This window comes from Verrucomicrobiales bacterium (genome assembly GCA_016793885.1).
Taxonomy (GTDB): domain Bacteria; phylum Verrucomicrobiota; class Verrucomicrobiia; order Limisphaerales; family UBA11320; genus UBA11320.
This window is the reverse complement of sequence record JAEUHE010000017.1, coordinates 1-22,164: the sequence shown is the minus strand read 5'-3', so window position 1 is coordinate 22,164 and position 22,164 is coordinate 1. Positions and strand designations below refer to the sequence as shown.

The 22,164-nt window shown below is 59.4% G+C and carries 12 protein-coding genes; 6 read left to right on the top strand and 6 right to left on the bottom strand.

The genetic code is table 11. The features are described from left to right. Positions 1-67 precede the first annotated feature (67 nt). Positions 68-2,272 carry a DUF1553 domain-containing protein gene (locus tag JNN07_02370; protein ID MBL9166569.1) on the bottom strand — a complete coding sequence of 735 codons (2,205 nt, stop codon included), beginning with the start codon at positions 2,270-2,272 and terminating at the stop codon, positions 68-70. Positions 2,273-2,639: 367 nt separating this feature from the next. Here JNN07_02370 and JNN07_02365 point away from each other — a divergent pair, with 367 nt between their 5' ends. After that, complete coding sequence (locus JNN07_02365) at positions 2,640-3,743, top strand: NUDIX domain-containing protein (protein MBL9166568.1); 1,104 nt, start codon at positions 2,640-2,642, stop codon at positions 3,741-3,743. Then, positions 3,736-4,098 (top strand): dihydroneopterin aldolase, encoded by a 363-nt coding sequence (locus JNN07_02360; GenBank protein ID MBL9166567.1) that lies wholly within the window; start codon positions 3,736-3,738, stop codon positions 4,096-4,098. The genes JNN07_02365 and JNN07_02360 overlap by 8 nt, the downstream gene beginning before the upstream one ends. Before the next feature lie 227 nt (positions 4,099-4,325). Here the strand turns inward: JNN07_02360 and JNN07_02355 are convergent, their stop codons facing one another. Then, a complete protein-coding gene (locus JNN07_02355; protein MBL9166566.1) occupies positions 4,326-5,813 on the bottom strand; it encodes a hypothetical protein in 1,488 nt (495 codons plus the stop codon). Between the two features lie 488 nt (positions 5,814-6,301). Here JNN07_02355 and JNN07_02350 point away from each other — a divergent pair, with 488 nt between their 5' ends. After that, the gene (locus tag JNN07_02350) at positions 6,302-11,428 is read left to right on the top strand and encodes a ThuA domain-containing protein (protein MBL9166565.1); all 5,127 of its coding nucleotides are present in this window, start codon (positions 6,302-6,304) and stop codon (positions 11,426-11,428) included. A gap of 1 nt (position 11,429) precedes the next feature. After that, entirely contained in the window at positions 11,430-12,362 is a 933-nt protein-coding gene (locus tag JNN07_02345; GenBank protein MBL9166564.1) for an alpha/beta hydrolase, read from the top strand. Positions 12,363-12,650: 288 nt separating this feature from the next. Here JNN07_02345 and JNN07_02340 read toward each other — a convergent pair whose 3' ends face one another. The 3 genes from JNN07_02340 to JNN07_02330 form a co-directional block, all read right to left on the bottom strand. Next, positions 12,651-13,784, bottom strand: a complete 1,134-nt coding sequence (locus JNN07_02340; protein MBL9166563.1) for a hypothetical protein — start codon at positions 13,782-13,784, stop codon at positions 12,651-12,653. Between the two features lie 644 nt (positions 13,785-14,428). Next, positions 14,429-16,429, bottom strand: coding sequence for a hypothetical protein (locus JNN07_02335; protein ID MBL9166562.1), 2,001 nt, complete (start codon positions 16,427-16,429; stop codon positions 14,429-14,431). Between the two features lie 36 nt (positions 16,430-16,465). Further along, positions 16,466-18,670 (bottom strand): hypothetical protein, encoded by a 2,205-nt coding sequence (locus JNN07_02330; GenBank protein MBL9166561.1) that lies wholly within the window; start codon positions 18,668-18,670, stop codon positions 16,466-16,468. A gap of 321 nt (positions 18,671-18,991) precedes the next feature. Between JNN07_02330 and JNN07_02325 the strand changes: the two genes are divergently transcribed. Next, on the top strand, positions 18,992-20,035 hold the full coding sequence (locus tag JNN07_02325) for an MBL fold metallo-hydrolase (GenBank protein MBL9166560.1): 1,044 nt from the start codon (positions 18,992-18,994) through the stop codon (positions 20,033-20,035). A 74-nt stretch (positions 20,036-20,109) separates the two neighbouring features. Beyond that, positions 20,110-21,387 (top strand): hypothetical protein, encoded by a 1,278-nt coding sequence (locus JNN07_02320; GenBank protein MBL9166559.1) that lies wholly within the window; start codon positions 20,110-20,112, stop codon positions 21,385-21,387. 77 nt (positions 21,388-21,464) lie between these two features. Here JNN07_02320 and JNN07_02315 read toward each other — a convergent pair. After that, positions 21,465-22,164: hypothetical protein (locus JNN07_02315; GenBank protein ID MBL9166558.1), on the bottom strand; the 700-nt coding region annotated here is incomplete at its 5' end.

Sequence of the window (22,164 nt, the reverse complement as noted above, 5' to 3'; positions counted from 1 at the left end):
TTGATGGATAAACTTCCGCCGTGGAAGCAAAGAACCGTCTGAGCGATGACCTGAGGAATGGGGCGCCTTACCGGACATAGAGAAACTCATCCAAGTTCATGAGCATCCAAGCAAACCCTTTCCGCCAGTCAGCCGATTGGGAGGCGAATGCTTGCGCCTGAGTCAGCTCGTCTCCTCGTGGAGGACGTCCCAGCAGCCAGCGGTAGCCCAGCGTGATCGCTGCATCCACATCCCCGGCACAAGACTGCTCAAGGCGCGCCGCAAGCTGCGCCGAAGCCACCTCCACACTCGGATGATTCATGAGATAGAGGGCCTGGGTCGGCGTCACGGTTTCGTTCCGACGGGAGCATACAGCTCGGCCGTCCTCCGCATCGAAGGTCTCCAGTGAATCGGGCATCGCGTCCGTCGAGGAGCGGTAACCGCGTGACATGAAGGCCGCTCGACGATGCTGAGCACCGCCACCTTTCTCTGCCTCCCGGTTCTGGTGCTTGGCTTCATTAAAGGCCGGCCCACCCAAGGACAAATCCAAAGAGCCCGCCGCAGCCCACAGTGAATCGTGGATGGGCTCCGCTTCCAACCGTCGCAACGGAAACCGCCAGAGAGAAAGGTTGGCCGGATCTAGCGCCCGAGCCGCCTGTTCAGCCGTCCGATCCCCGGCAGAACTGCGCCGATAGGCCTCCGAGGTCACGATGAAACGATGCAACCACTTCATGCTGCAGTTGTGGCTCACAAACTCGGCCGCCAGCCAATCGAGTAATTTGGGATGAACCGGAATACCCCCAAGCGTCCCGAAGTCACTCACCGAGGCGTGCAGCGGCGTGCCGAAATGCCAGGCCCAGATCCGGTTGACGACCACGCGCGCAAAGAGTGGGTTCTCCGGAGCGGTCAGCCAATCCACAAACGTCTCCCTGCGACCAGCCCGAAAGTCCAAGGTCTGCGGCGCAAAGGGGAACCCTGGGGTCACGGGCTGCTGGAGCTTGGGACGCTGGGGATCTCCGGTCCCGAGAACATAGTTCGTCTCGGTGAGTCGCTTCGAATCTTCGGCGACCGTCCAAAACCGAGGGAGCGGCTCCGGTGGCTTGATGCCGTTAATCTGCTTCAGATAATCATCATACACCTTAATCTGATCCGGATTCATCAGCGCTTTGATCTTGGGGGGATCGATGCGCAGGATCGGATAATAATCCTCATAGAGCTTTTGCTCGGCAGCATTCCGCTGCCGTTCCGGCTTCCGGATTGCAGACTGCACTTCCGGAGTCATCATCTGAAGCCGCTCCTCATACAGACGTGAGTGAAACGGCTCAACAAAGCGACGCATGGCCTCGACCACCGGATTCAGCTGATCCTCATACTCCCTCATCTTGCGCCCGCGCGCGACGATTTGCTCCGGTGTCGCCAGATCCATCGGCCGCAGCACCAATGGGTCGAAGAGAGCCTTCATCGAGTAGAAATCCTTCTGAGAGATGGGGTCGTAAAGGTGGTCATGACATTTGGCACACCCGACCGTAAGACCCATGAATGCCAGCGAGACGGTATCGACCGCCGCTAGCGCCAACTCTTGATCGGCATTGGCCTGAGTCAGCGCGCCACGAGCCAAAAAGCCCGAGGCAAACACATCCTCCGGGCGCGGTTCCACTCGAGTCAGATGCCCAGCCGGAGAAATCACCTGCCGCCGAGGCGCGCGATTGCCACAGACTTGGGCCCGAACAAATTGATCGTACGGAAGATCCTGATTCAACGCATCGATCACCCAGTCCCGCCACAGATAGATGCCGGACTCGGACGGCATGAACTCATCCTGATCCGCATAGCGCAAAACGTCGAGCCAGCGACGCCCATAGCGAACGCCATGTTGCTCACTCGCGAGCAATCGTTCCACCACGCCCTGCTCTGCTGACGCCGACTCATCCGCCAAATACCGATCTTGCTCCTCGACCGAGGGCGGCAGCCCCACCAGATCCAGGTGGACCCTTCGTAGCCAGGTTAGCTTATCAGCCCGGCCAAGAGGCAGAACGCCCTTTTCACGCTGGACCTCACCTAGAAACGCATCGATCGGATGAGTCGAAGGAGCGGTACCGGCCGGCAACGGGGGGCGCACCACGGGTCTGAGCGACCAGAGGTCCTCAACCTTGGTGCGCTCGATCGCGAAGCTGGCCTCGCTAAGTCCGAGAGTGAGCGAGATGAGAAGTAAGCAACGAACCACCACACCACACGCCAGCCTCCGCCAATAGCGGCATTCACCAGAGACGAGTGGCGCGTGGGACGTGAACACGGCAGGATTCAACCAGGTTTACCAGGCCAGCGCAAGCGAAGGCAACGAGCTTGGGAGGGTGATCAATTCTGGAGAAAGCTCGGTCCCCCGTACGGAGTTCCGCCTTTAGCTTTAGGCGGATGTGGCCACGAAGTAAGCTTGCGCGCCGAACCTGCTGAAGCAGGAACTCCATACCCCAAGGCCTCGGTCCCCCGTACGGAGTCCCGCCTTTAGGCGGATGCGGCCACGAAGCAAGTCCGCGCGCCGAACCTGCTCAAGATGGAACTCCAATAAAAGCAGGAGGAACGAGAACCAGAGATAAAATACCAGTCGGGCTGCCCACTCATTTACCTCGATTCCGTGAACAGAGTGAATCTAGATTGGCCTCGTGCTACGTAACATCATCTTTGATTGGTCAGGCACGCTGATCGACGATCTCCCTGCGGTCTGGGAGTCCACCAATCATGTCTTCGAGAAGGCGGGCCTTGCTCCGCTGACTTTGGAGCAATTTCGCAGTGATTTTCGTCTCCCGTTCCAAAGCTTTTACCAGCGTCATACACCTCACATTGCACTAAGCCAGCTTGAGGAATGGTACCATGGGAAGTTTCGCGAGGTTCAACACCAAGTGCGCGAGCTTCCCCACGCGCGACGCTTTCTCGAATTCTGCCGGGAACGAAAGCTCCAGACCTTCGTCCTCAGCACCATCCATCGCGATCACTACGCCACCCAGTGCGAAGTCACCGGTTTCGATCAATTCGTCCATCGCCCCTACATCGAGGCCTGGAACAAGAAGGAGTGGATCCACCGAGTCCTTCAGGAAAACGGTCTGCGAGCGGACGAGACGGTATTCATCGGAGACATGGAGCATGACATCGAAACCGCGCATCACGCCGGGGTGTTCTCGTGCGCCGTACTCACCGGCTACACCGGGGTGACACAACTGCGCACCCAGAAGCCCCACCTCATCGTCGAGCACCTTGGCGAATTGCAGGGTCTGCTCCAGGCGAGCCAGCTTCAATTTCCTCCCAGTGCCCCGCTCGCGACCTCGGGAGAACGACATCCGATCGGCACGGTAGGCGCCCTGATCTTCAACAGCGCCGGCCAGGTTCTCATGATACAAACTCACAAGTGGTCCCACCTCTGGGGGATTCCCGGAGGCAAGATCAAGTGGGGGGAAACTTCGGAATCGGCCCTGATTCGCGAAATCGAGGAAGAGACGAATCTGGCCATCACCGATATCCAATTCGTTATGGTTCAGGACTGTATCCATTCCACGGAGTTCTACCGAGATGCCCATTTCCTGCTCCTCAACTACACGTGCCGTGTCGCTCCTGGCACCTCTGAAACCGTTCGGCTCAACGAAGAAGCTCAGACCTATCGGTGGGTTGAACTTGATCAAGCTCTGGCGATGAAGCTCAACACCCCTACCCGAATCCTACTCGAGCAGGTACGCGCTTGCCGTCCCACTCAGCCCCCGCCCGCCCATGACTGATTGCATCACCCTCTGCGATTTAGAGGTTCGCTACCGCGTCGGGGTGCCCGATGAGGAGCGCCAGAACCCCCAACGCCTGCTGCTGACGATCCAAGTCTTCCGAGAGTTCAACGCCGCCATCCAGACGGACTCGATCGACACCACCACCAACTACTTCGCCATCAGCGAACGACTGAAACGGCTAGGAGACCATCGGGAGTGGAAGTTGATCGAGAAACTGGCGGGAGACATCGCGGCGCTCATCCTCGCCGAATTCCCCTGCGAGCGCGTCGCGGTGGAGGTGAAGAAGTTCATCATCCCGGAAACACGCTATGTGTCGGTCCGACTCGAACGAAGTCGCCCGCTTCGCGCTTGAAGTCGACCCAGCGGAAACGACAAATAGAACCACGGATTTCTCGGATCGCACGGATGGGCAAAACATCGAACCTAAAACCGGGAATGAACTGACCACGGATACCACAGATGACACGGATTAAAAAGGGGTTGTGACAGTCCCTTTCAGAGTGATGGGGTCACCCTTCCAAGTCTCTGCGGATCCGTGTCATCCGCGCAATCCGTGGTGAATCGCTTTCCGACCGAGAATTAGGGTGCCGAAACGGACGCACGGCTCCGCTCGAACTGCTCCGCCATTTCCTTCAGGATCCGATCCTTCACGCGCTCGGTCATGACGCTTCCGTGGTCGCCCGGCAGAATTTCAACATAGCCGCCATGGTCTTTGGTCGACAAAAAGTCCCGCAGCAACTGAACAGCAGGATCTAGGTAGAAACTATCCCAGCCCGCCGCGATGACATGGATCTTCCCTTGGAGCTTGGGACCAAGCTCCGCCCAGCGGCTCTCCAAAACCAGCCTAATATCATAGCGCTTCCAAGACTCGGCCACCTCTCGATGGATCGTTCCAACTCGCTTGTCCATGATCTGGAGGGGCCTGCCGTCCGGACCTCGCGGGCTAAACACCGCATCAAAGGAGTCCAGCTGACCGCCATAGCCCGTGACCAGCTCCCACAAGTTCAGCTGCTGGAAGGTCTGCATAACCTTCTCTCGATTTCTCGCCACGGGACGTGGATAGCCCTCCCGCGTCCAGTGACCGTTGCGATCCTCGTAAAGGTTCATCGTCTGAAACGCACGAAAATCGACGGGGTCCGGAGCCGTGCTCCAGCAGCCCCCAAAAACCTCCGGGTAAGTGACCTGCAGCCACAGGGAGGACCAGCCGCCTGAGGAATGTCCCGCAACGAAACGCCCATAGGGGCTCGGGATGGCTCGAAAACGGCGTTCGATCTCCGGAATCAACTCCTGCGTCAAGGCCTCACCAACCGGGCCGTTGTTGGCGGAATCGGCGAACACGCTGTGTCCCATCGGCACATCCGGATCCAGGAAGACCCGCAGCATGCGGAGCGGCGCCTGGCCGGCTTGCCAACGTCTGCCCGCTTCGGAACCGAGCCAGCCGCGAGCGTCGGTATGCCTCCCACCAAAACCCGGAACCAGGTAACAGGTGGGAAATCGGCGCTCATGCTCCTTGGCATAGTCCGGCGGAATCACAACTGCCGCTCGAAGATACACATCCCGGCCATGGAAGCGACTGAGCCGATCGCTCTTCACCTTAACCCATTTGATCCAGTCAGTATCGGTCAACTCCCCCTCGGGCTCGACGCGCTGATCACAGGTGATCCGCCATTCGCCACCGCGATCGCCCCACAGGGTGCAGGCCATGGGTTTGCTGAAGAGATTTCCGGGACCCGTGGCAAAATCGCGTTGCGTTCCGTCCAGATCGATCAAGACCTGAGCCTGGTAAGCACCGGTGGGGAGACGGTGCAACGGGCCCGGGAATGCCAAAGCGTCAGGATCGCGAAAAGCCTGGCGGTCGAACACCAAGGGAGTGCCCGCGGCCCAATTGGTCACGTCGATGGCATAAACCGGCTGGAGATTGAAGAAATCCAGGGCGAATCGCGGCTCACGACCTGCCGAACGGGAGAGGAAGAGAATGACGCGGCCCGTCACCGGTTCCGGATGCACTGCTGCTGGAAAGTGGACGACAAACCGGACCGGAGCGTTGGTATCTCGTGGAACGAACATGTCCTTAGACCAACCACACACCGCTCCATTCTTGTGCGCACACCCCACAAGAAATGTAGAGATCAGCCCGACCATGACGACAAAACCACCCCGTGACCGCAACCAGAAAGGGAATGCCATAATTGGCGAAACAGTGGTTCGTGCAGGCAGGTCACGCAAACAGATTTTCCAGAGTCTGACCGAATTCAAATCACACCCCACTTCGGGTGCGATTATAAATGGGTGAGGCTAAGGTTGAATTCAGCGGGTAACTCCCTGCGATGGTGCGGGCTTTCAGCCCTCAACGTGTGTGGGGTGATGAAACCTGGGGTTGTCACCCCAGGTGGCCATCCCTCCATCGATCAAGGGCTGAAAGCCCGGCACAAGGCCGCCGAGTCCGTCGCGACTCCACCACCTTTCTCCCCTACTTCCAATCCCCCCCCTCCCCCCCTGCACTATTCCCTTGGCTGGAACCGAGGGCGGTCTAGAGTCACCCCATCAAATCGCTTATGAAAACAAGATCGTTCAGATCGTTTGCCGTCTTGATTCTGGCATCCTCTCTCTGGCTGACCGGAGATGCCTGGGGCGCCGACAGCCCGTTGCGCGTGTTTATCCGAGGTGGAGCCAAAACCCATGGCCCCAAGGAAAACGGTCTACATGACCATCCGCGCTTCCTCGGCGAGTTCACCCAACTCCTCACCGAACGCGGGGCGACGGTGGATGGTGCGATGAATTTTCCGACGGGCGAACAACTGGAGCGCACCGATGTGCTGGTCATGTTCGCCGCCGAAGCGGGTTCCATTGCCGGAACCGATCGAGAAAACCTGGAGAAGTTTCTGACCCGAGGAGGCGGCATGGTCTGCTTGCATGACGCAGTGTGCGGCACCAACGCGCCCTGGTTTAAAACGATCATCGGAGGAGCTTGGGAGCACGGTCGGTCCAAATGGTTCGAGGGGCCTATCTCCTTCTACTATGTGAACCAGAACCATCCCATCACCGCCGGCTGCTCCAATTTCGATGTCGATGACGAAATGTATTGGGACCTCCACATGATGCCGGAGGCAAAGATTCTAGCCTCCACCTGGATCCCGGATAAGCGCAACAACAAGGATGGCCGCCCCCTGCCTCACATCTACGACACCGCCCCGCAAATGTGGACCTACGAGCGCACTCTCGCAGGGGGAAAACCCTACCGAGCATTCGTGTCCCTCCCGGGCCACAAGTATGCAACCTTCCAACTCCCCCACTACCGAGCCGTGGTGTTGCGCGGAATTGCCTGGGCCGGACATCGTCCGGAGAACTCATTGTGCAAGCCGGAGGAACTCGCCACGCTGCGCTACCCGGAAGGCGGCCCCACCGCCCCGAACCAGGCGGGCTCCAAACTCGAGATTCATCCTGAGTTCAAGATGACGCTGGTCGCAGCCGAACCGCTCCTCAGCAAGCCCATCGCCCTGGACTGGGATCACCAAGGTCGCCTGTGGGTCGCCGAGACTGTGGAATACCCCAACGGCCGCCGCGGAATGCGCCCAGCCCTGCAAGGCAATGAGTGGAAGGACGGCGGCGGGCTGGTGGCCCAAGTCGGAAAGCAGGAGCGTCCCGCCCAGGATCGCCTCAGCATTCTCGTCGACAGCGATGGCGATGGGCTCATGGATAAAAAGACTGTCTGGTTCGAGGGACTGGAACTCGTCACCGGTTTTGTGTTCCACCGCGATGGCGTCATCGCTTCCGCTGCACCGGACATCCTGTGGATTCGCGACCGAGACGGCGATGGAAAGGCCGATGAAGTAACGCCACTTTACACCGGGCTCGGTACCAGCGATACCCATGCAGTGATCAACAATCTGCGCTGGGGCATGGATGGCTGGATCTACGCTACCCATGGCTACAGCGCCGGGGATGTCAAATCGGCCAATGGATCCAAGGAGTTTGGCCGGATTGGCTCAGGAGTGGTTCGCTTCCGTCCAGATGGCTCCGCCTTCGAGCAGTATTCGTCGAAGGGGGGCAATACGTGGGGATTGGACTTCTCCTGGGATGGCGATCTGTTTTACACCCAGCCCACGAGTGGAGACCTGCTCATGACGGTCTTACTTCCCGAAGCCATCCTGGCCAAGAGCCCCGGCTCAAAGGCCACCAGCTACCAGGTCGTGATCAAGAGCCCCAAGGCGCATCCACTGATGAAGTGGGAAAACATGGCCTACGTTCAAATCGATTGGGTGGGCAGCTTCACCGCCGCCGCCGGTGCCGCCATCTACAACGGAGGCTCCTGGCCAGCGTCCTACCACAATCATTATTTCACCACCGAACCCACCATCAACATCGTGCATCATGAGGAGATCACCGCCGCGGGCGCAGGTTACCAGGGCCGTAAACTCCGGACGGAGGAGTTCGTCGGTTCCCGTGATCTCTGGTTCCGGCCGATCGAGACGCGCATCGGACCCGATGGAGCCCTATACGTCCTCGACTTTTACAATCAAGCGGTGATTCACAATGACACCCGCGGCCCAGCCCACAACGCGGTGAACGCCGCGGTCCGCCCCGACCGAGATCACTATTTCGGCCGCGTCTGGCGGATTGATCATCGGGAGGCAAAACCTCTTCCTCCCGCTCGGCTCGTTCCGACCTCCGCCGAGGATCTTATGGCAGCTCTGTCTCATCCCAACCGCGCCGTGCGAATGTCCGCCCATCGCCTGCTTCTGGAGCGAGGCAACGCGGAGATCAGCCGAATCGCCAACAACGAGAATGCCAGCCCGCTCAGCCGGGTTCATGCGCTGTGGGTGGCCGAACAACTCTACGGGGTGGAGGAGGATGTCTTGGTCGCCGCGCTTAAGAATCCCGATGCCGGGGTTCGCAAGGTGGCCGCGCGCATCGCTGGACAAACCCCGGCGGGCCGGGTTGCTCGAACCAAACTACAAAACGCTCTCATCCTCGCCGCCACCAACGAATCTCCCGCCGTTCAGCTGCAAGCCCTGATTGCGCTCAGTGCTCAGAAACCAGGCGATGAAGTCGCGGCTCGACTGGTTGCCCTCTACCCGTCCCTCAATGACCGATGGCTCGAAGCCGCCGCCCAAACCGCGGCCGCCTCGTCGCCTGTAGCGACCATCAAAGCGGCCCTCCAGAGCAAGTCGGCCGCTTCCCTGGCAAATCTGGTCAACGCTTTGGCCGCAACAGTGGGGCGCAGCGGCACTCCGCAGGATGCAGTTGCTTTGGTCAACGCGCTGACTGAACCCGGTGCCAATGAGGAGCTGAAGCAAGGGATCTTGCAGCAGTTCGCCAGATCCTTGAAGCCCGAGACCACACCCGGCTGGACCGATTCACTCAAGGCTTCCATCCGCAGCCTGATCCAGTCTCCGGAAAGCGCCACGAAATTGGCTGCACTCCCCCTAGTGGCCCGCTGGGACACCCAGTCCAGCCTCGCATCGGAGGTCAAGCAGGAGGTGTCGGGACTGCTCCTCAAAGTGAAGGATCGATCTATTTCTGAAGACTCGCGCAGTCAGATCGCCACCAGCCTCCTGGGCGTGCGCAAGTTTAGCGAGGAGATCGTGCCCACCGTGGCCGGATTGGTGGGAGGCAGCGAAACCACCTCCCTCCAGGACCGAATCATCAAGTCGATGGGCGAGATCCCGGACGCACAGGTCGGCAAAGCTCTGGCTACGGTGTTTCCTAAACTGGCTGGAGAACTGCAGAACACTGCCTTCAACCAGGTCATCAAACGCAACGACTGGTCGATCGCCCTTTTGGATGCCGTCAAGGCCGGCCAGGTTCCCTTGGGAAGCATTGGCCCTGCGAACGTGCATCGCCTCCGCTACCACCCGGATGCGGCGGTGGCCAAGCTCGCCACCGAGACAATCGAAGCTCTCCGCGGCCCCGAGGCCAAGGAAAAGCAGGCCCTGATCTCCAAGCTCACGCCCGAGGTCGAGAAGCCTGGGGACAAGGCGAAGGGTCACCTGCTCTTCACACAAAATTGCGCGACCTGCCATCGGTTGAACGAGGAAGGTAAGGAGGTAGGACCGGCGCTCACAGGAATGGGCGCTCACGGATCAGCTGAATTGCTCGTGCACATCCTGGATCCTAACCGCGAAGTGGATCCCAGCTTTGCCGCCTGGAATTTTGAAACCAAGGATGGCGAGTCCTATGATGGCATCGTGGCTCGCGAAAACCGCGCGTCGGTTTTCCTGCGCAACGCTGCAGGGGAGATGGAGCTGAAACGGGACGACGTGAAGGCTCAGAAAAACACCGGCCGATCGCTGATGCCGGAAGGCTTCGAGTCCCTGGGCGCCGAGGGACTGCGCGATCTGTTGGCGTTCATGACGGCCGCCGATTCACGGTTCCGAATCCTGGACCTGCGCAGCGCCTTCACCGCCGACAGCTCCAAGGGCATCTACCGAAGCCTCGAGAGCACGGAGGAAAGCCTCAAGTTCCGCAAGTTCGGGATCGTTCAGGCTGGAGGCGTCCCATTCGAGGTGCTGACGCCCACCAAGACCCCCGGGGGACGCAATGTCATCGTGCTCAAAGGTGGAGAAGGGTTGGCTAGAAGCTTTCCCCAAAAGCTCGAGATCCCCGCCAAAGGCATCATGGCCAACCGGCTTCATTTCCTGGGTGGAGTCGCCGGCTGGGGCTATCCCTGCTGCGGGGAGAACAAGGATCTTCCGGTCACCAAGGTTACCGTTGAGTTCGCCGACGGGAACCGCGAGGAACATGTCCTAAAAAACGGCGTCGAATTCGCCGATTACAACGGCAACGCGGATGTTCCGGGATCAGCCCGGGTGGAAGGACTCGTTCCCCGCCACCAGCAAGTTCGCTGGTTCACCAAGGCGCTGAAACGGACCGGCGAACTGAAGCGCATCACGCTGGAGAGTTTCGACAACCAGGTAGCCCCGACCTTCGTAGCGATGACGGCTGAGGTGGGCGATCCCAAAACAGCTGTCACCGCCGCCGCAGCGAGTCCCGCCCCTGCGCCCAAGGCCTTCGACTGGCCTCCGGGGATCCGAACGCTGCTGGTCGGCGGCGGAAGCTCCCATGACTTCAACCGCTGGTTCAACCTGGCGGATGTCGCCACGCTGCGCGCAGCCGGCGGCTTCAGTGTGAATTACACCGAGCGGTATGGGGAAGTCATCCCCGCGCTCTCCCAGATCCAAGTGCTCGGCTGGAGCGCCAATCAACCCCAGAAGGATCCCGTCCTTCGCCAAAGCCTGCTGGACTATGCCAACGCGGGCAAAGGCTTGGTACTGCTCCATCCTGGCAATTGGTACATCTGGAACGACTGGCCGGAGTGGAACAAGCAGCTCGTAGGAGGTGGCGCGCGTAGCCACGACCGTTACGGGGAGTTCGAAGTGACTGTCACCCAGCCCGAACACCCGCTAATGAAGGGAGTCCCGACCACGTTTCGGATCTCAGATGAGCTGTATCACTTCCAAAAAGATGAGCAAGGCGCCCCCATTGAGGTGCTGGCGATCGGGAAGAATCTGACCACCGGAAAAACCCATCCGCAGGTATGGATTACGAAGCACCCCAAGGCGCGTATCGCGAATATCACCCTCGGACACGATGGCCTCAGCCATGACCATCCCGCCTACAAACAGATGTTGATTAACGCCATTCGTTGGGCCGCGGATGAGAAGGCCACAGCGGCTCGGTAGAATGCGTCCTCCGCCAGAAAGTAAGCTGCACCGACTCGCGTACCGCGTCTTCGGAATGAGCGTGGTTCTGTGCGCCATCCTGAGCCTCAGCGTCGCTGGGGCTCTAGCCGACGCCCCTCCGACTCCCCTGCCCCTCTGGCCTAACGGGGCACCGGGAGCCCTGGGTAAATCGCCCGGGGATATGCCTACTCTGACAACCTACGTCCCAACCAACGCAAACGGAAGCGCGATGCTGTTGATTCCGGGCGGGAGTTATCAGGGCATCTACGAGGGCCAGGCTGATCCCTTCGCACGCTGGCTGGTCGACCAGGGCATCACGGTATTCTTGCTTCGTTACCGCTTGGGCGCGGCCGGCTACCGCTATCCAGCCCAGCTCCAAGATGCGGTCGAATCCATCCGCACTATGCGCAGAAAGGCGACGCAGTGGAAGATCCAGACCAACCGCGTCGGCGTTATGGGCTTCTCTGCCGGGGGGCACCTAGTGTCGACGCTGATCAACCGTCCACAGGACGGCGAGATTCCGGGTCGCTCCCACCTAGATCCAGTCAGTTCAAAGCCCGATCTGGCGATTCTGTGCTATCCGGTGATCAGCATGATCACCAAACCGCATCTCACCTCGCGCGAACACCTCGTCGGCAACTCACCCAGCGAGGCGTTGTTGCAGCAGACCTCCAGCGAGCTCCAGGTGCATCCCGGCCTACCTCCCTGCTTTCTCTGGCACACAGCGGAAGATAAATTGGTTCCCGTGGAACATGCGCAGTTGTATGCAGCGGCGTTGCACCGACACTCCATCCCACACGAATTCCACCTCTATCAGCACGGTGATCACGGCACGGGACTCATGGGCACAGACCATCCCTGGATGCAGGATCTCCTGCATTGGCTTAAAGCTCAAAAGTTTCTCGAGCCGAGAAACCTTTCTGCAGAACGGTAGGGAATGCTCATTTCGCCAGAGTTAAGACCGGAGGTGGAAGGCGACGAGTTCTTCTCAAGTTCCGCCTTCGCTTGAAGCCACGGCGGGACAAACGGTCCCTACAGGTGTTAGCCTAAATCCGGGAATGGAGTTACCACGGATTTCACAGATGACGCGGATTAAGATGGTGTTGCGGCATTCTTGAGCACGAGTTCGCACTCCCTGTCGGAGTGATCAAGGTCGTCCTTCCAAGTCTTTGCGGATCCGTATCATCCGTTCAATCCGTGGTTTCCATCCTCCTTCCTAGGGTTAGTAAACGATCGCGAAATCTCCGTTCGCAAGGGCTACAGGTGCGGCAAAGTCCCACGCGGGAAGCCCCTCCTGTCTCCCTTTCTCAGCAGTAGGTTCCCCTTTGAGATCAAGAACCTGCCATGCGAACGCTCCGCCGCGCTGCCATCCGGTACCCTCCGTCCATACGACCAGAGTGTCCCCGCGTTGATTGGTCGCGAGTCGCGGGTGTTTGGCGCCTTTTGAGGGGCCGAAGGTACGGGGCTGCCCCTCCCATCGGCCAGCTTCCCCTCGCAATACCTGAACTCGCCCAGCGGTTTCCCATGCGGCCCACTGGACTTTCTGATCCCCCGTCAGACCCGCGCTACTCATCGGACAGGAGCCAATCGGCCAGGGGTCCGACATGACCTCGGTAAAGCGCTCTCCATGATCCACCGAAGCGAGGAAGGTCATGTCTCGTTCCATCAACGATCGAGCGCTGCGGAACAAAACGAACACATCCCCTCGGGGATTCGTTGCAGCAGTCAGTCCACAACAGCCACAAGCGCCGGAGTTTTGTGGGTTGACGGGACGCTCCCCTGCAAATGACAGACCATCATCGCTCGAAAGAGCCAAGAAGACGGCACGGTTGGTCTCACCATTTTTTCCTGGCGGAGCCCCATGCCAGAACACGAACACTCGACCCTCTGTATCCGCCGCGATGGAACCGCCGCCATCGAGCTGATAGCTCGCGGTCATCAGATTCCGCTGCGGCGTGAATCCCTTCGACTCGCTATCCAAGCGCGAATAAAGCATGGGCGACCCTCCGGCCCTCGGCTTGGGCTCAGCCGATTGCGAACCATTCCAGACGACATGCAGTCGTCCTTCGCGGCCAAGGGCGACCTGCACACCCCGGATGGTCCCGATCGCAATCGCGCTGCCGGCCTGGCTGTTCACGCGGGTAGGGTTCGACCAGTTCGTAATTCCTGGTTCTCGACGTCGATACTCCACGTCGGCTGCTTTGGGATCTCCGACCAAACAAACCAGGTGAAGGGTTCCATCGCCTGATGAAACCACCTGCGGTTGCAGTCCACCGCCAGGAATTCGTTCCAACCGAACCCCCGCACCCGATGAGAGCGCAGCGCAAAGAACCAAGAGGAAGGAGGCGAGTTTCATAACAGGTCTACGGTCATTGGCAGGATGAGCGCAGTCTCGTGAGCTACCCCGGTCCATGCAAGCCTCGATGGAGCCCCCGGCTCACTCCGGGTGTGATTATTTCCGGGTGAGAACCAGGGATTCCGACTACGTCGGAGGAACGAAAGCTGTAGAGGGCTCTAAGCATTACCCACAAGTTCCTCGACCAAATCTTAGAATCCCAAGGGGATTCCGCCTCAGAGCCCAGGGTTGGCGCGAAGCAGGAGCGCCTACCCTGGGTTAGTCGTTGTTTTCTGACACGAGTGAACTATAAGCCTCCTCGGACCACTTCGTGGTCAACCCCATCGCGGGTTGCGGCTGGATCGGCCAACACTCCCAAAACAAACCGCAACCCACGATGGGGTTGAGGATTCTATGGCGTTTTCCCAGGGTAGCTCGTTCCTCGCAACCCTGGGCTTTGAGGCGCAATCCCTTTGGGATAGGGGTCGAAGATCTTCAAAACTTGTGGGTAATGCTTAGAGAGGGCTACAGCACTCCATAGCGTCAAGCGCATCGCGAAGCGTCTTGGACTGCTCTCACCCTCTACAGCTTTTCACGACCCGACGGTGTCGGGAACTTCAGCTGGGACGGAAACGCCCTCACCCGGAATGAATTCCTCCCCCTGCTCACTCCTGAACGGTCACCGAACGACGATCCTGCTCGGAAAGAAGGCGAGATAGGACGTTCGTCATGAGCTTCCCATCCGCAGCCACGAGGACGTTCGAGCGAGAGCTGAGCGGACTGTTCGATGAGGCCTGCCAGTTAGAGAGGATCGATGACACAATCAACCGCCTCGCATCCGAAGCGCTCAGGAAATCATACCCACTCGCCGCCCCCGGCTGCACAGTCTTCAGGCTCTTATAGCCGATCTGTCGAACCACCCCATAAGCATCATCCAAGAGCGAGGCCAGGATCGGAGCCATCCAGTTGGTGCCAGAGATCTGTTGTGCGGGAGCCCAGCCATAGTGCCATCCGGTGACTGCTCTTTGAGCAGCGTCCCCCTTCAGCACCCAGAGGACGGAAGCGGCCACGCTCAGCTGGTCAGCGTGGAGTGGAACGGTCGGCTGCTGGTATCGTTTCGCGAGGTGCTCGGAGCTCCAAGCCAAGGTGCGATCCAGATGGCAAAGGTTGCACGCGTTCGGAACTTCAAGCCGTAACGGATTGTCCAAGCGTGGGGAGCTGATTTGATGTGAGCGAATCCCCTTCAACAAAGCATAGGAAGTATGAGGCATGTGGCAGTTCAGGCAATCACTTCCCGAAGAACCGGCGGCATGGAAGGTGTGCCGGGTCAACTCGCTGTTATACTTAGGCTCACGATGGCACTCCTGACACGATCGGGAGTTTCCCCCGCTCTTCTTGAGCTGGTCATCCGGTTCGCTGTCATGCATGGAATGGCAGTTGAGACAGGAGATTTGCCCCTTCAGATAACATGCGGAAGCGCGGAGCGCGGTATACTCGCGGCCCCCCGCCAAAATAGTTCCGTCGGGCCACCATCGCTCTCGAAAAAACTGGGGATTCTTTTCCAGATCTTGCCATCGCTGACGGGCGGAACCAGGCCGAGGGTGCTGGATATAGTAGCGTGTGCGGTGAAGGCTGTCCCCCGGCTTGTAGAGCGGGCCATGCTTAGCGTTCTCCATTGCAAATTCATCCCGAGTCACATATTCCCCGTGGCACTGACCGCAAACTTCGTTGGCAGCTCTGGACGCCAAGCGAGCAGGCTGGATGATGGTGTTGTCCCCGCGTCCCGAGGACTTAGCAGGCGCGCCGCCACTCGCCAAAGCACGCTGCTTCTCGACATGGGGCTTTCCCGGACCATGGCATGCTTCGCAGGCAATTCCAAGTTCCGCCACCCTGGTCTGCAGGCCGCCGGTTGCTTCATCCAACCCCGGGTTTCCACCGGTGCTGTGGCATCGGATGCACTGATTGTTCCACTGCACCTCAAACCGTTCCTGATCGTCCGGACCATGGAGAAAAGCAGCCTCCCGCGGAATCCACCGATGTTCATCCAGCAAGAAGACCAGGGGCAGAGTGTGCAGGACGGTCGGATGTCTGGCACTCGATACCCAATAGGTCTGGTAGTGATGCGATCCGGTCGACATCACCACCGGCCGCTTCACCCGGGGAAGCTTCTCCAGCGGGACCTTCCGCTTTCCTTCGACTGCATACATCATCAGATCTGGATCGGGCATCTCGGCCCAATACCGGTCGTTTTCGAAAAATACTCGGTAAATCAACCCCTCCGCCTCAACCGACGTACCATCGAATGCCCCACGAACCGAGTTGGTCGTGGCCAGCTGGGTCATCGTGCGGTGAAAGCTGCGATGCCAACTGGCGTGTTCATCCGGATGGCACTCCTGGCAAGCGGTGGAGGTTACATAATTGTCCCGGGGGCCAATGATGGGAAGCGAACCGTCGCCCGTCCGAGACTCCGCCGCATGAGTTGCAAGACAGCAGAGGAAGCCCAGCACGAGGCAAAGCCTCGTCGCCTCGGATCCTACCGGCGAAGTCGAGGAGCCGAGGTGACGAGGCTTAGTGCGAACGCGGAGGATGGCGGCAAGGGTCGCCACCACAGAAAAAAGCGCGTCCCTCCGGTAAACGGAAGGACGCGCTTGAACGAAACGTCGCATACAACGACGTAGAAGACGCCGTATTACCGGAGTCGACTACTCGGCACGATAGAAGCGCTGGGAGTCACCCGGTGTGACGGAGAGAGGCGAGACCGCGCCCTGAACCGCTTCATACGGTCCGGTGACGGTGGTCGCCGACTTCAGCGTTCCACTGAAGGTAATGGTCACCTTGCCATCGGCCTGACGGGCAATGGACTGGATGCCACCCGCCGGAGCCTCGGTGCGTTGGCGGAAGGCGCTAACGGAACCGGGCTGAGTTCCACCAACCAAGGCGCGTGAGCCATCGGCGTTAACCGTGAACCACTCGACACTGGCGTCACCGCCGCCTTCGAACCAAAGCAGGCGGAAGGGATAGACACCGACTTTGTCTACGCGGAAGTAGAACACCGAGTCAGCCGCACCTCGACCACCGTCGAACTGAGAGAGGGTGAGCTGGGTCGGGTTTGAGGACGGGCCAGCACTGACCCGGAAGCCGTCATCGCTGTTGACCACCATTTGGTATAGTCCCGCGGCAGTGAACTCAAGGAAAGTCAATGCCTCACCGGCGATATTGTCGCCCGGTCCACTGATGCCCGGCATCAGCACATCGGGAACGTTCTGCGGCTCGTCGACACCTTCCCGGAAGTTCCCGGCCGGTCCAGGACGCTGATCAAAATTCACGAAATCGATCAAGAAATAGCCGTCTTCACCCTGTCCGTCGGGGTTGTGAATGCTCTCGCCGAGCTCGCCGAGAAGTTGCCTCTCGACTTCGCTCAGAGCGGTGGCACGACCGGTAGCGAGCTGATGAGTGCGCCAGCGCATGCCGGCGTCAACACCCGTTCCCGGATCGGTCGCGAATGCGGCCGGCAGGGTCGTATAGACAGGAGACTTAAAGGTCACCGTCTCCTCCAAGACCTGGCCGGTCGCGGTAGTGAAGGTCACCTTAAGGGTGTGCCCGGATCCGGAGTCAAACAGCTCAGGGTTGTCATAGACCAGGTTGATGACGTCATACGCCGGCTCGGCGTTGTCGACCCTGGTCAGGGAACTGGCCACGATGGGCTTGCCGTCCAACACCAAGGTGATGGCTTTGGACTCATCCACGGACAACCAAGAGGTTTCTGTGATGGAAGCCAGCACCGTTTTCGTGGTGGCCGAGGCAGTCACGTAACCCGGCGCATAGAAATCGACGCTGTCCTCTACCGATTTACCCTCACCGGTGGTGTACTTCAACTTGACCACGTGCTTGGAGTTCGGAGCAAAAACCACCGGAGCCTGGTTAACAGTCACCCAGACGAGGCTCGGCTTACCTTCTTGCTGATCACGCTCCACCGTCGCTCCTACGACCGCTTGGCCGTCCAATTCGGCAGTGATGCTTGATTCGTCGACGGTCTTCTCTAAGGCCTCGGTGATGCGTGCCGAGAAGCTGACCCCGTCATTGGTGACCCCGCTGACAAACGGCGGCACACCAATCGCGATGTTGTCCACTGCCCACCACCAATCATTCGCCGCCGTCAGCATGGCAAACTTCAGCGAGAAGCTGGAGTTGCCGGCCGCGTTGTTCAGGGGGATCACCACATGTTCATTGATGAACTGATTGTCCGCGTGGAAGTTCGGGCTGGCAGTGTCGGAATCAAAATTCAAGATTTCGGTTTCCGTGCCGTCCGCCGCTTTGAGGTAGATCACCCCATTTTGGTGGTTGATGGGCCTGCCCGTTTCGGGGTCGATGGGGAAATTGGGAGCACCATCATCGAACGCTTCTGGACGCCAAGAGGAGTCGATCGTCATGACAAGGGTATTCTCGACCGCCCCGGTGACTGCGATCGGACCAGAGGTGGCCCATTCGTTCAGCAATCCAGGTGCGTGGCCGGCATCATCCCATTCATCCGGATCAGAGATCATGACGGTTCGCTGACCATAAGCAAATTCAGCACGACGTTGGTTGCCGGCGGTCTGAACCCACCAATCCTTGTTGGCAAAACTCCAGCCGGCCCACTCCGTGATGCCGTTGAGTTCGGTGCCGATTCCAGGAACCTGCGAGTCATCCAGGACCCAACCGGCGGGAGGGACTTCGGTCCAAACGTTCTGGCCGACGAGGCCTTCCTCGACGTTCGGGCCAAGTGGCAACGAGTCGAAGGATTCATAATACACTTTTTGAGCTTGCGCCGCCGAACCGGTAACAGTCAGCGAGGCAATGATGGCGATCCAAGCGTTCGATGAAGCGCGGGACCGTGTGGGGGGGCGATTATCTTGATGTCTTCGCATAAGTTAATCTTTCACTTCTTACGTACTTAGTTAGTTGTGGGTGTTACGGAACGAGGCGATCAAGTCACGTTCGATCGAACCTAGCAACAAAATTTGTATTGAGGTCCTTCCCCGAAGACACCCCAGCGACGAATTCACTCGCCCGTCACTCATCCGTCAACGTCTCGCCTTGGCCGACACCGAATTGAACAAGTCGGAGCAACCGGCAAGAAGGTCGGGTTCATCGGCGATCAAGGTTCGCGCGAACCTAAGCACACCTGCTCAACTCTCCGCTCCAATAAATCGCGTTGCGACATCGGATCATGAGTGCCACAGTGGTTCATGCTCACTCACTCTCACACCCAGTGGTTTCGCGTCGCCCGCCCCGACCGGATGCCCCATCTGCAACAACTCCCAAGTCGTCTCACACGAGGGCTGACGGCCATGCTCCTGGTGGCAATCGGGATCAACTCAGCCTATTCCCAGGCACTTCCGACCATCACCCAAACCACGCTGACCAACGGCGAAATCGCCCTAAAGTTCCAAGCTTCCGCACAATTCAACTCTCGGCTTGAACGCTCCGCCAACCTGGTGGACTGGAACGGGGTTTACACCTTCCCTCGAACCTCCGCCACGCAACAGCACGTGGACGCCAGCCCTCGTTTCGAAGCGAGAACGTTCTACCGAATCGTGCAACTCACGGAGACCAACGCACTTACCGGAGACCACCTGGCCACCAGCGAAGGAGATCTCATCATCCACCCGGTCAACCACGCCTCCCTCGTCATGGCCTGGAAAGATCAGGTCATCTACGCAGATCCCGTCGGCGGGGCCTCCCTCTACCGCAATCTCCCCCGTCCCACCCTCATTCTGGTGACCGATATTCACGGGGATCATGCGGATAGCACCACGATCAATGGCATCGGCGGAACCAATGCTGTCGTGGTCATCCCCTCCGCGGTGCTCCCCATGCTCTCGAGCGGCGTGCGCGCTGTCAGTCGGGTGCTGGCCAATGGAGCCAACCTGGCGGTATCCGGCCTCACCATCGAAGCCATCCCGATGTACAACCTCACCGCCGGACGTCTCAACTACCACAGCAAGGGACGGGGCAACGGGTATGTGCTGACTCTGGGGGACCGGCGTATCTACCTCAGTGGGGACACGGAAGACATCCCCGAGATGCGCGCCCTGCGTAACATCGATGTCGCCTTCGTGTGCATGAACCTGCCTTTTACCATGGATATCCAACAAGCCGCCAGCGCCACTCGCGAATTCCGGCCTCGCCGGGTCTTCCCCTACCACTTTTCCAGCAGCAACGTCACCCAGTTCAAACAACTGGTCGGAACCGACCTCGACGTCGAGGTGCTGCTGCGTAAATGGTACTGAACTGAACCCGATTTTCATCGACGGGCGGTTCAAATTCCGGCTTCTTAATGGAGTCACCCAATCCATTAATGTCTATGAAACATTCCATTCATTTAGGAACTTTATCCATCGCGCTCGGTCTCATTCCGCTGAACGTCTCGGCCGGGACTTTCAGTTTTACAAACATCCGCACGGATGAGGATACGTTGATCGATGCCTCCAAGACCTACACACATCTGATCGATTTCGGTTCGGATGCAGAAGCTGCGACGATCAATGGCGTCCAGTTTACTTCCAAAGGGCTAACGGGACCCAATTACACTCTCATCGGGCCGGGCGGAAACTTTGTGAACAATGGCGAAGGCTCCTACGCAGGCACGGGTCTAGGTGACTTGTTTACAGACTTCTTCTATGCGGGAGCAGCGGACGGTATCCAAACACTCACTCTGACCGGACTCCGGGAAGCCCACACTTACCGGCTGACCTTCTTCGTCAGCGGCTGGGGCACGCCGGCGGTGGACATCACCGCCAGTGACGCTCCCGGGGTGAGTACCCGTATTGCCCGGGATGGAACCCGCTGGGTCCCCGACCCCGAAAATCCGGACTTCTATGAGTCCACCGGTGCAGGAAGCCCGGGAGCCGCGATCAGCTATGACTACGTCGCGTCAGCCGACGGAACTCTGGTGATGATCATGAACGCCCTCAGCGATGGAGACACCTTCCATCACTACGGACTCGTCAATGAGCTCGTCGGTACGCCCGACGACGCTGATGGCGACGGCATACCTGATATCTACGAGGCGGCTAACGGACTGAACTCGTCGGTCAACGACAGCGCGCTGGACCTGGACAATGACGGCCTCAGCAATCTGGCCGAATACATCGCCCTCACCAAAGCCAACAATCCGGATACTGACGAGGATGGATTGAAAGACGGGGTGGAAACCAACACCGGCACATTTGTCAGCGCGACCAACACCGGTACCAATCCCGTCAAGGCCGACACGGACGGCGACGGGCTCAATGACGGCGCGGAAACGAACACCGGCACCTTCGTCAACGCAACGAACACGGGCAGCAATCCGCTGCTCGCCGATACCGACAGCGATGCCTTTGACGACGGTGCGGAAGTGGCAGGCGGATTCAACCCGACCCTAGCCACCAGCACACCCGAGTCTGCCACGTCGATCCGCACCGCCGTGGAATTCCGCTTCAATGCCGGCAAAGGCATCAGCTATCGCATCGAAGGCTCCGCCAATCTGCAGGACTGGACCACCATCGAGGCCACCATCAATGGTAATGGCGGAACCGTCACACGCTTCTACTCCACGGAGAACCAGCCGCTCCGGTTCTATCGCGCGAAGAGGAACTAAACCCACCTCCTAGCCGTTAACCCATCACCCGCCCGCTTCCGACTCGAGGTCGGCAGCGGGCGTTCTCGTTTCGTCGATTAGTTTCCTTGAGCCACGGTGGAAGTTGGTCGGGGGCTCAAACTCAAGGCCAGCACCGCCCAACTGGTGCCAGCCGCCGAGATCCACGAGTCGCGGCTGTGTGGAAAGCCGCTGGGCATGGTGGGCTGGAAGGGGAATGCCCGACGTCGAACGTGCCAGGAGCCGTCTTCGTGCTGAGTCTGCAACAGGAATCGCCGCCCACGCAGGATCACAGGGTCAGAGTCGCTTAGCCCGGCCGCCACTTGCAAGGCATACAATGCCTGGCCGGTGGCGTAGGCATCGCTACAGAGCCCTGGAAGCTGCGACCACCCGCCGTCGGCGCGCTGCTCCAAAGTGAGCGCGCGCGCCTGGTCACGGCACCGCGCAGGCGATTCCCCGGCCCAGGCGAGGCCGAGCAGCTGGAATGCCCGGCTGTCGGTATTTTGCGGGGTGGAACGCAGGAGCCAACGACGGGCCCGTTCCACCCGCCCGGCAAACTCCATCCGACGGCCAGGCAGCGGATAGCGCTGCAAGGCATGCACGGCGAGTGCGGTCGCACCAATGTCTCCCGTCTGGATGGGGGGACGGGGAAGATTGTTGTGCCACTGACCGTCGCGACCTTGGATGACCGCCAGATGGTGCACCGCCGAATCCGTCAACGCGTCGGCCGGCAGTCCCTGAGCTGCATATCCCAGCAAGGTGTAGCCTTTGGTGAACACC

Bases quoted from the DNA above. Each gene is read 5' to 3' on its own strand.
- JNN07_02350 (MBL9166565.1), top strand. From the start codon at position 6,302: ATGAAAACAAGATCGTTCAGATCGTTTGCCGTCTTGATTCTGGCATCC.
- JNN07_02345 (MBL9166564.1), top strand. From the start codon at position 11,430: ATGCGTCCTCCGCCAGAAAGTAAGCTGCACCGACTCGCGTACCGCGTC.
- JNN07_02320 (MBL9166559.1), top strand. From the start codon at position 20,110: ATGAAACATTCCATTCATTTAGGAACTTTATCCATCGCGCTCGGTCTC.
- JNN07_02325 (MBL9166560.1), top strand. From the start codon at position 18,992: ATGCTCACTCACTCTCACACCCAGTGGTTTCGCGTCGCCCGCCCCGAC.
- JNN07_02360 (MBL9166567.1), top strand. From the start codon at position 3,736: ATGACTGATTGCATCACCCTCTGCGATTTAGAGGTTCGCTACCGCGTC.
- JNN07_02330 (MBL9166561.1), bottom strand. From the start codon at position 18,670: ATGCGAAGACATCAAGATAATCGCCCCCCCACACGGTCCCGCGCTTCA.
- JNN07_02355 (MBL9166566.1), bottom strand. From the start codon at position 5,813: ATGTTCGTTCCACGAGATACCAACGCTCCGGTCCGGTTTGTCGTCCAC.
- JNN07_02340 (MBL9166563.1), bottom strand. From the start codon at position 13,784: ATGAAACTCGCCTCCTTCCTCTTGGTTCTTTGCGCTGCGCTCTCATCG.
- JNN07_02335 (MBL9166562.1), bottom strand. From the start codon at position 16,429: ATGCGACGTTTCGTTCAAGCGCGTCCTTCCGTTTACCGGAGGGACGCG.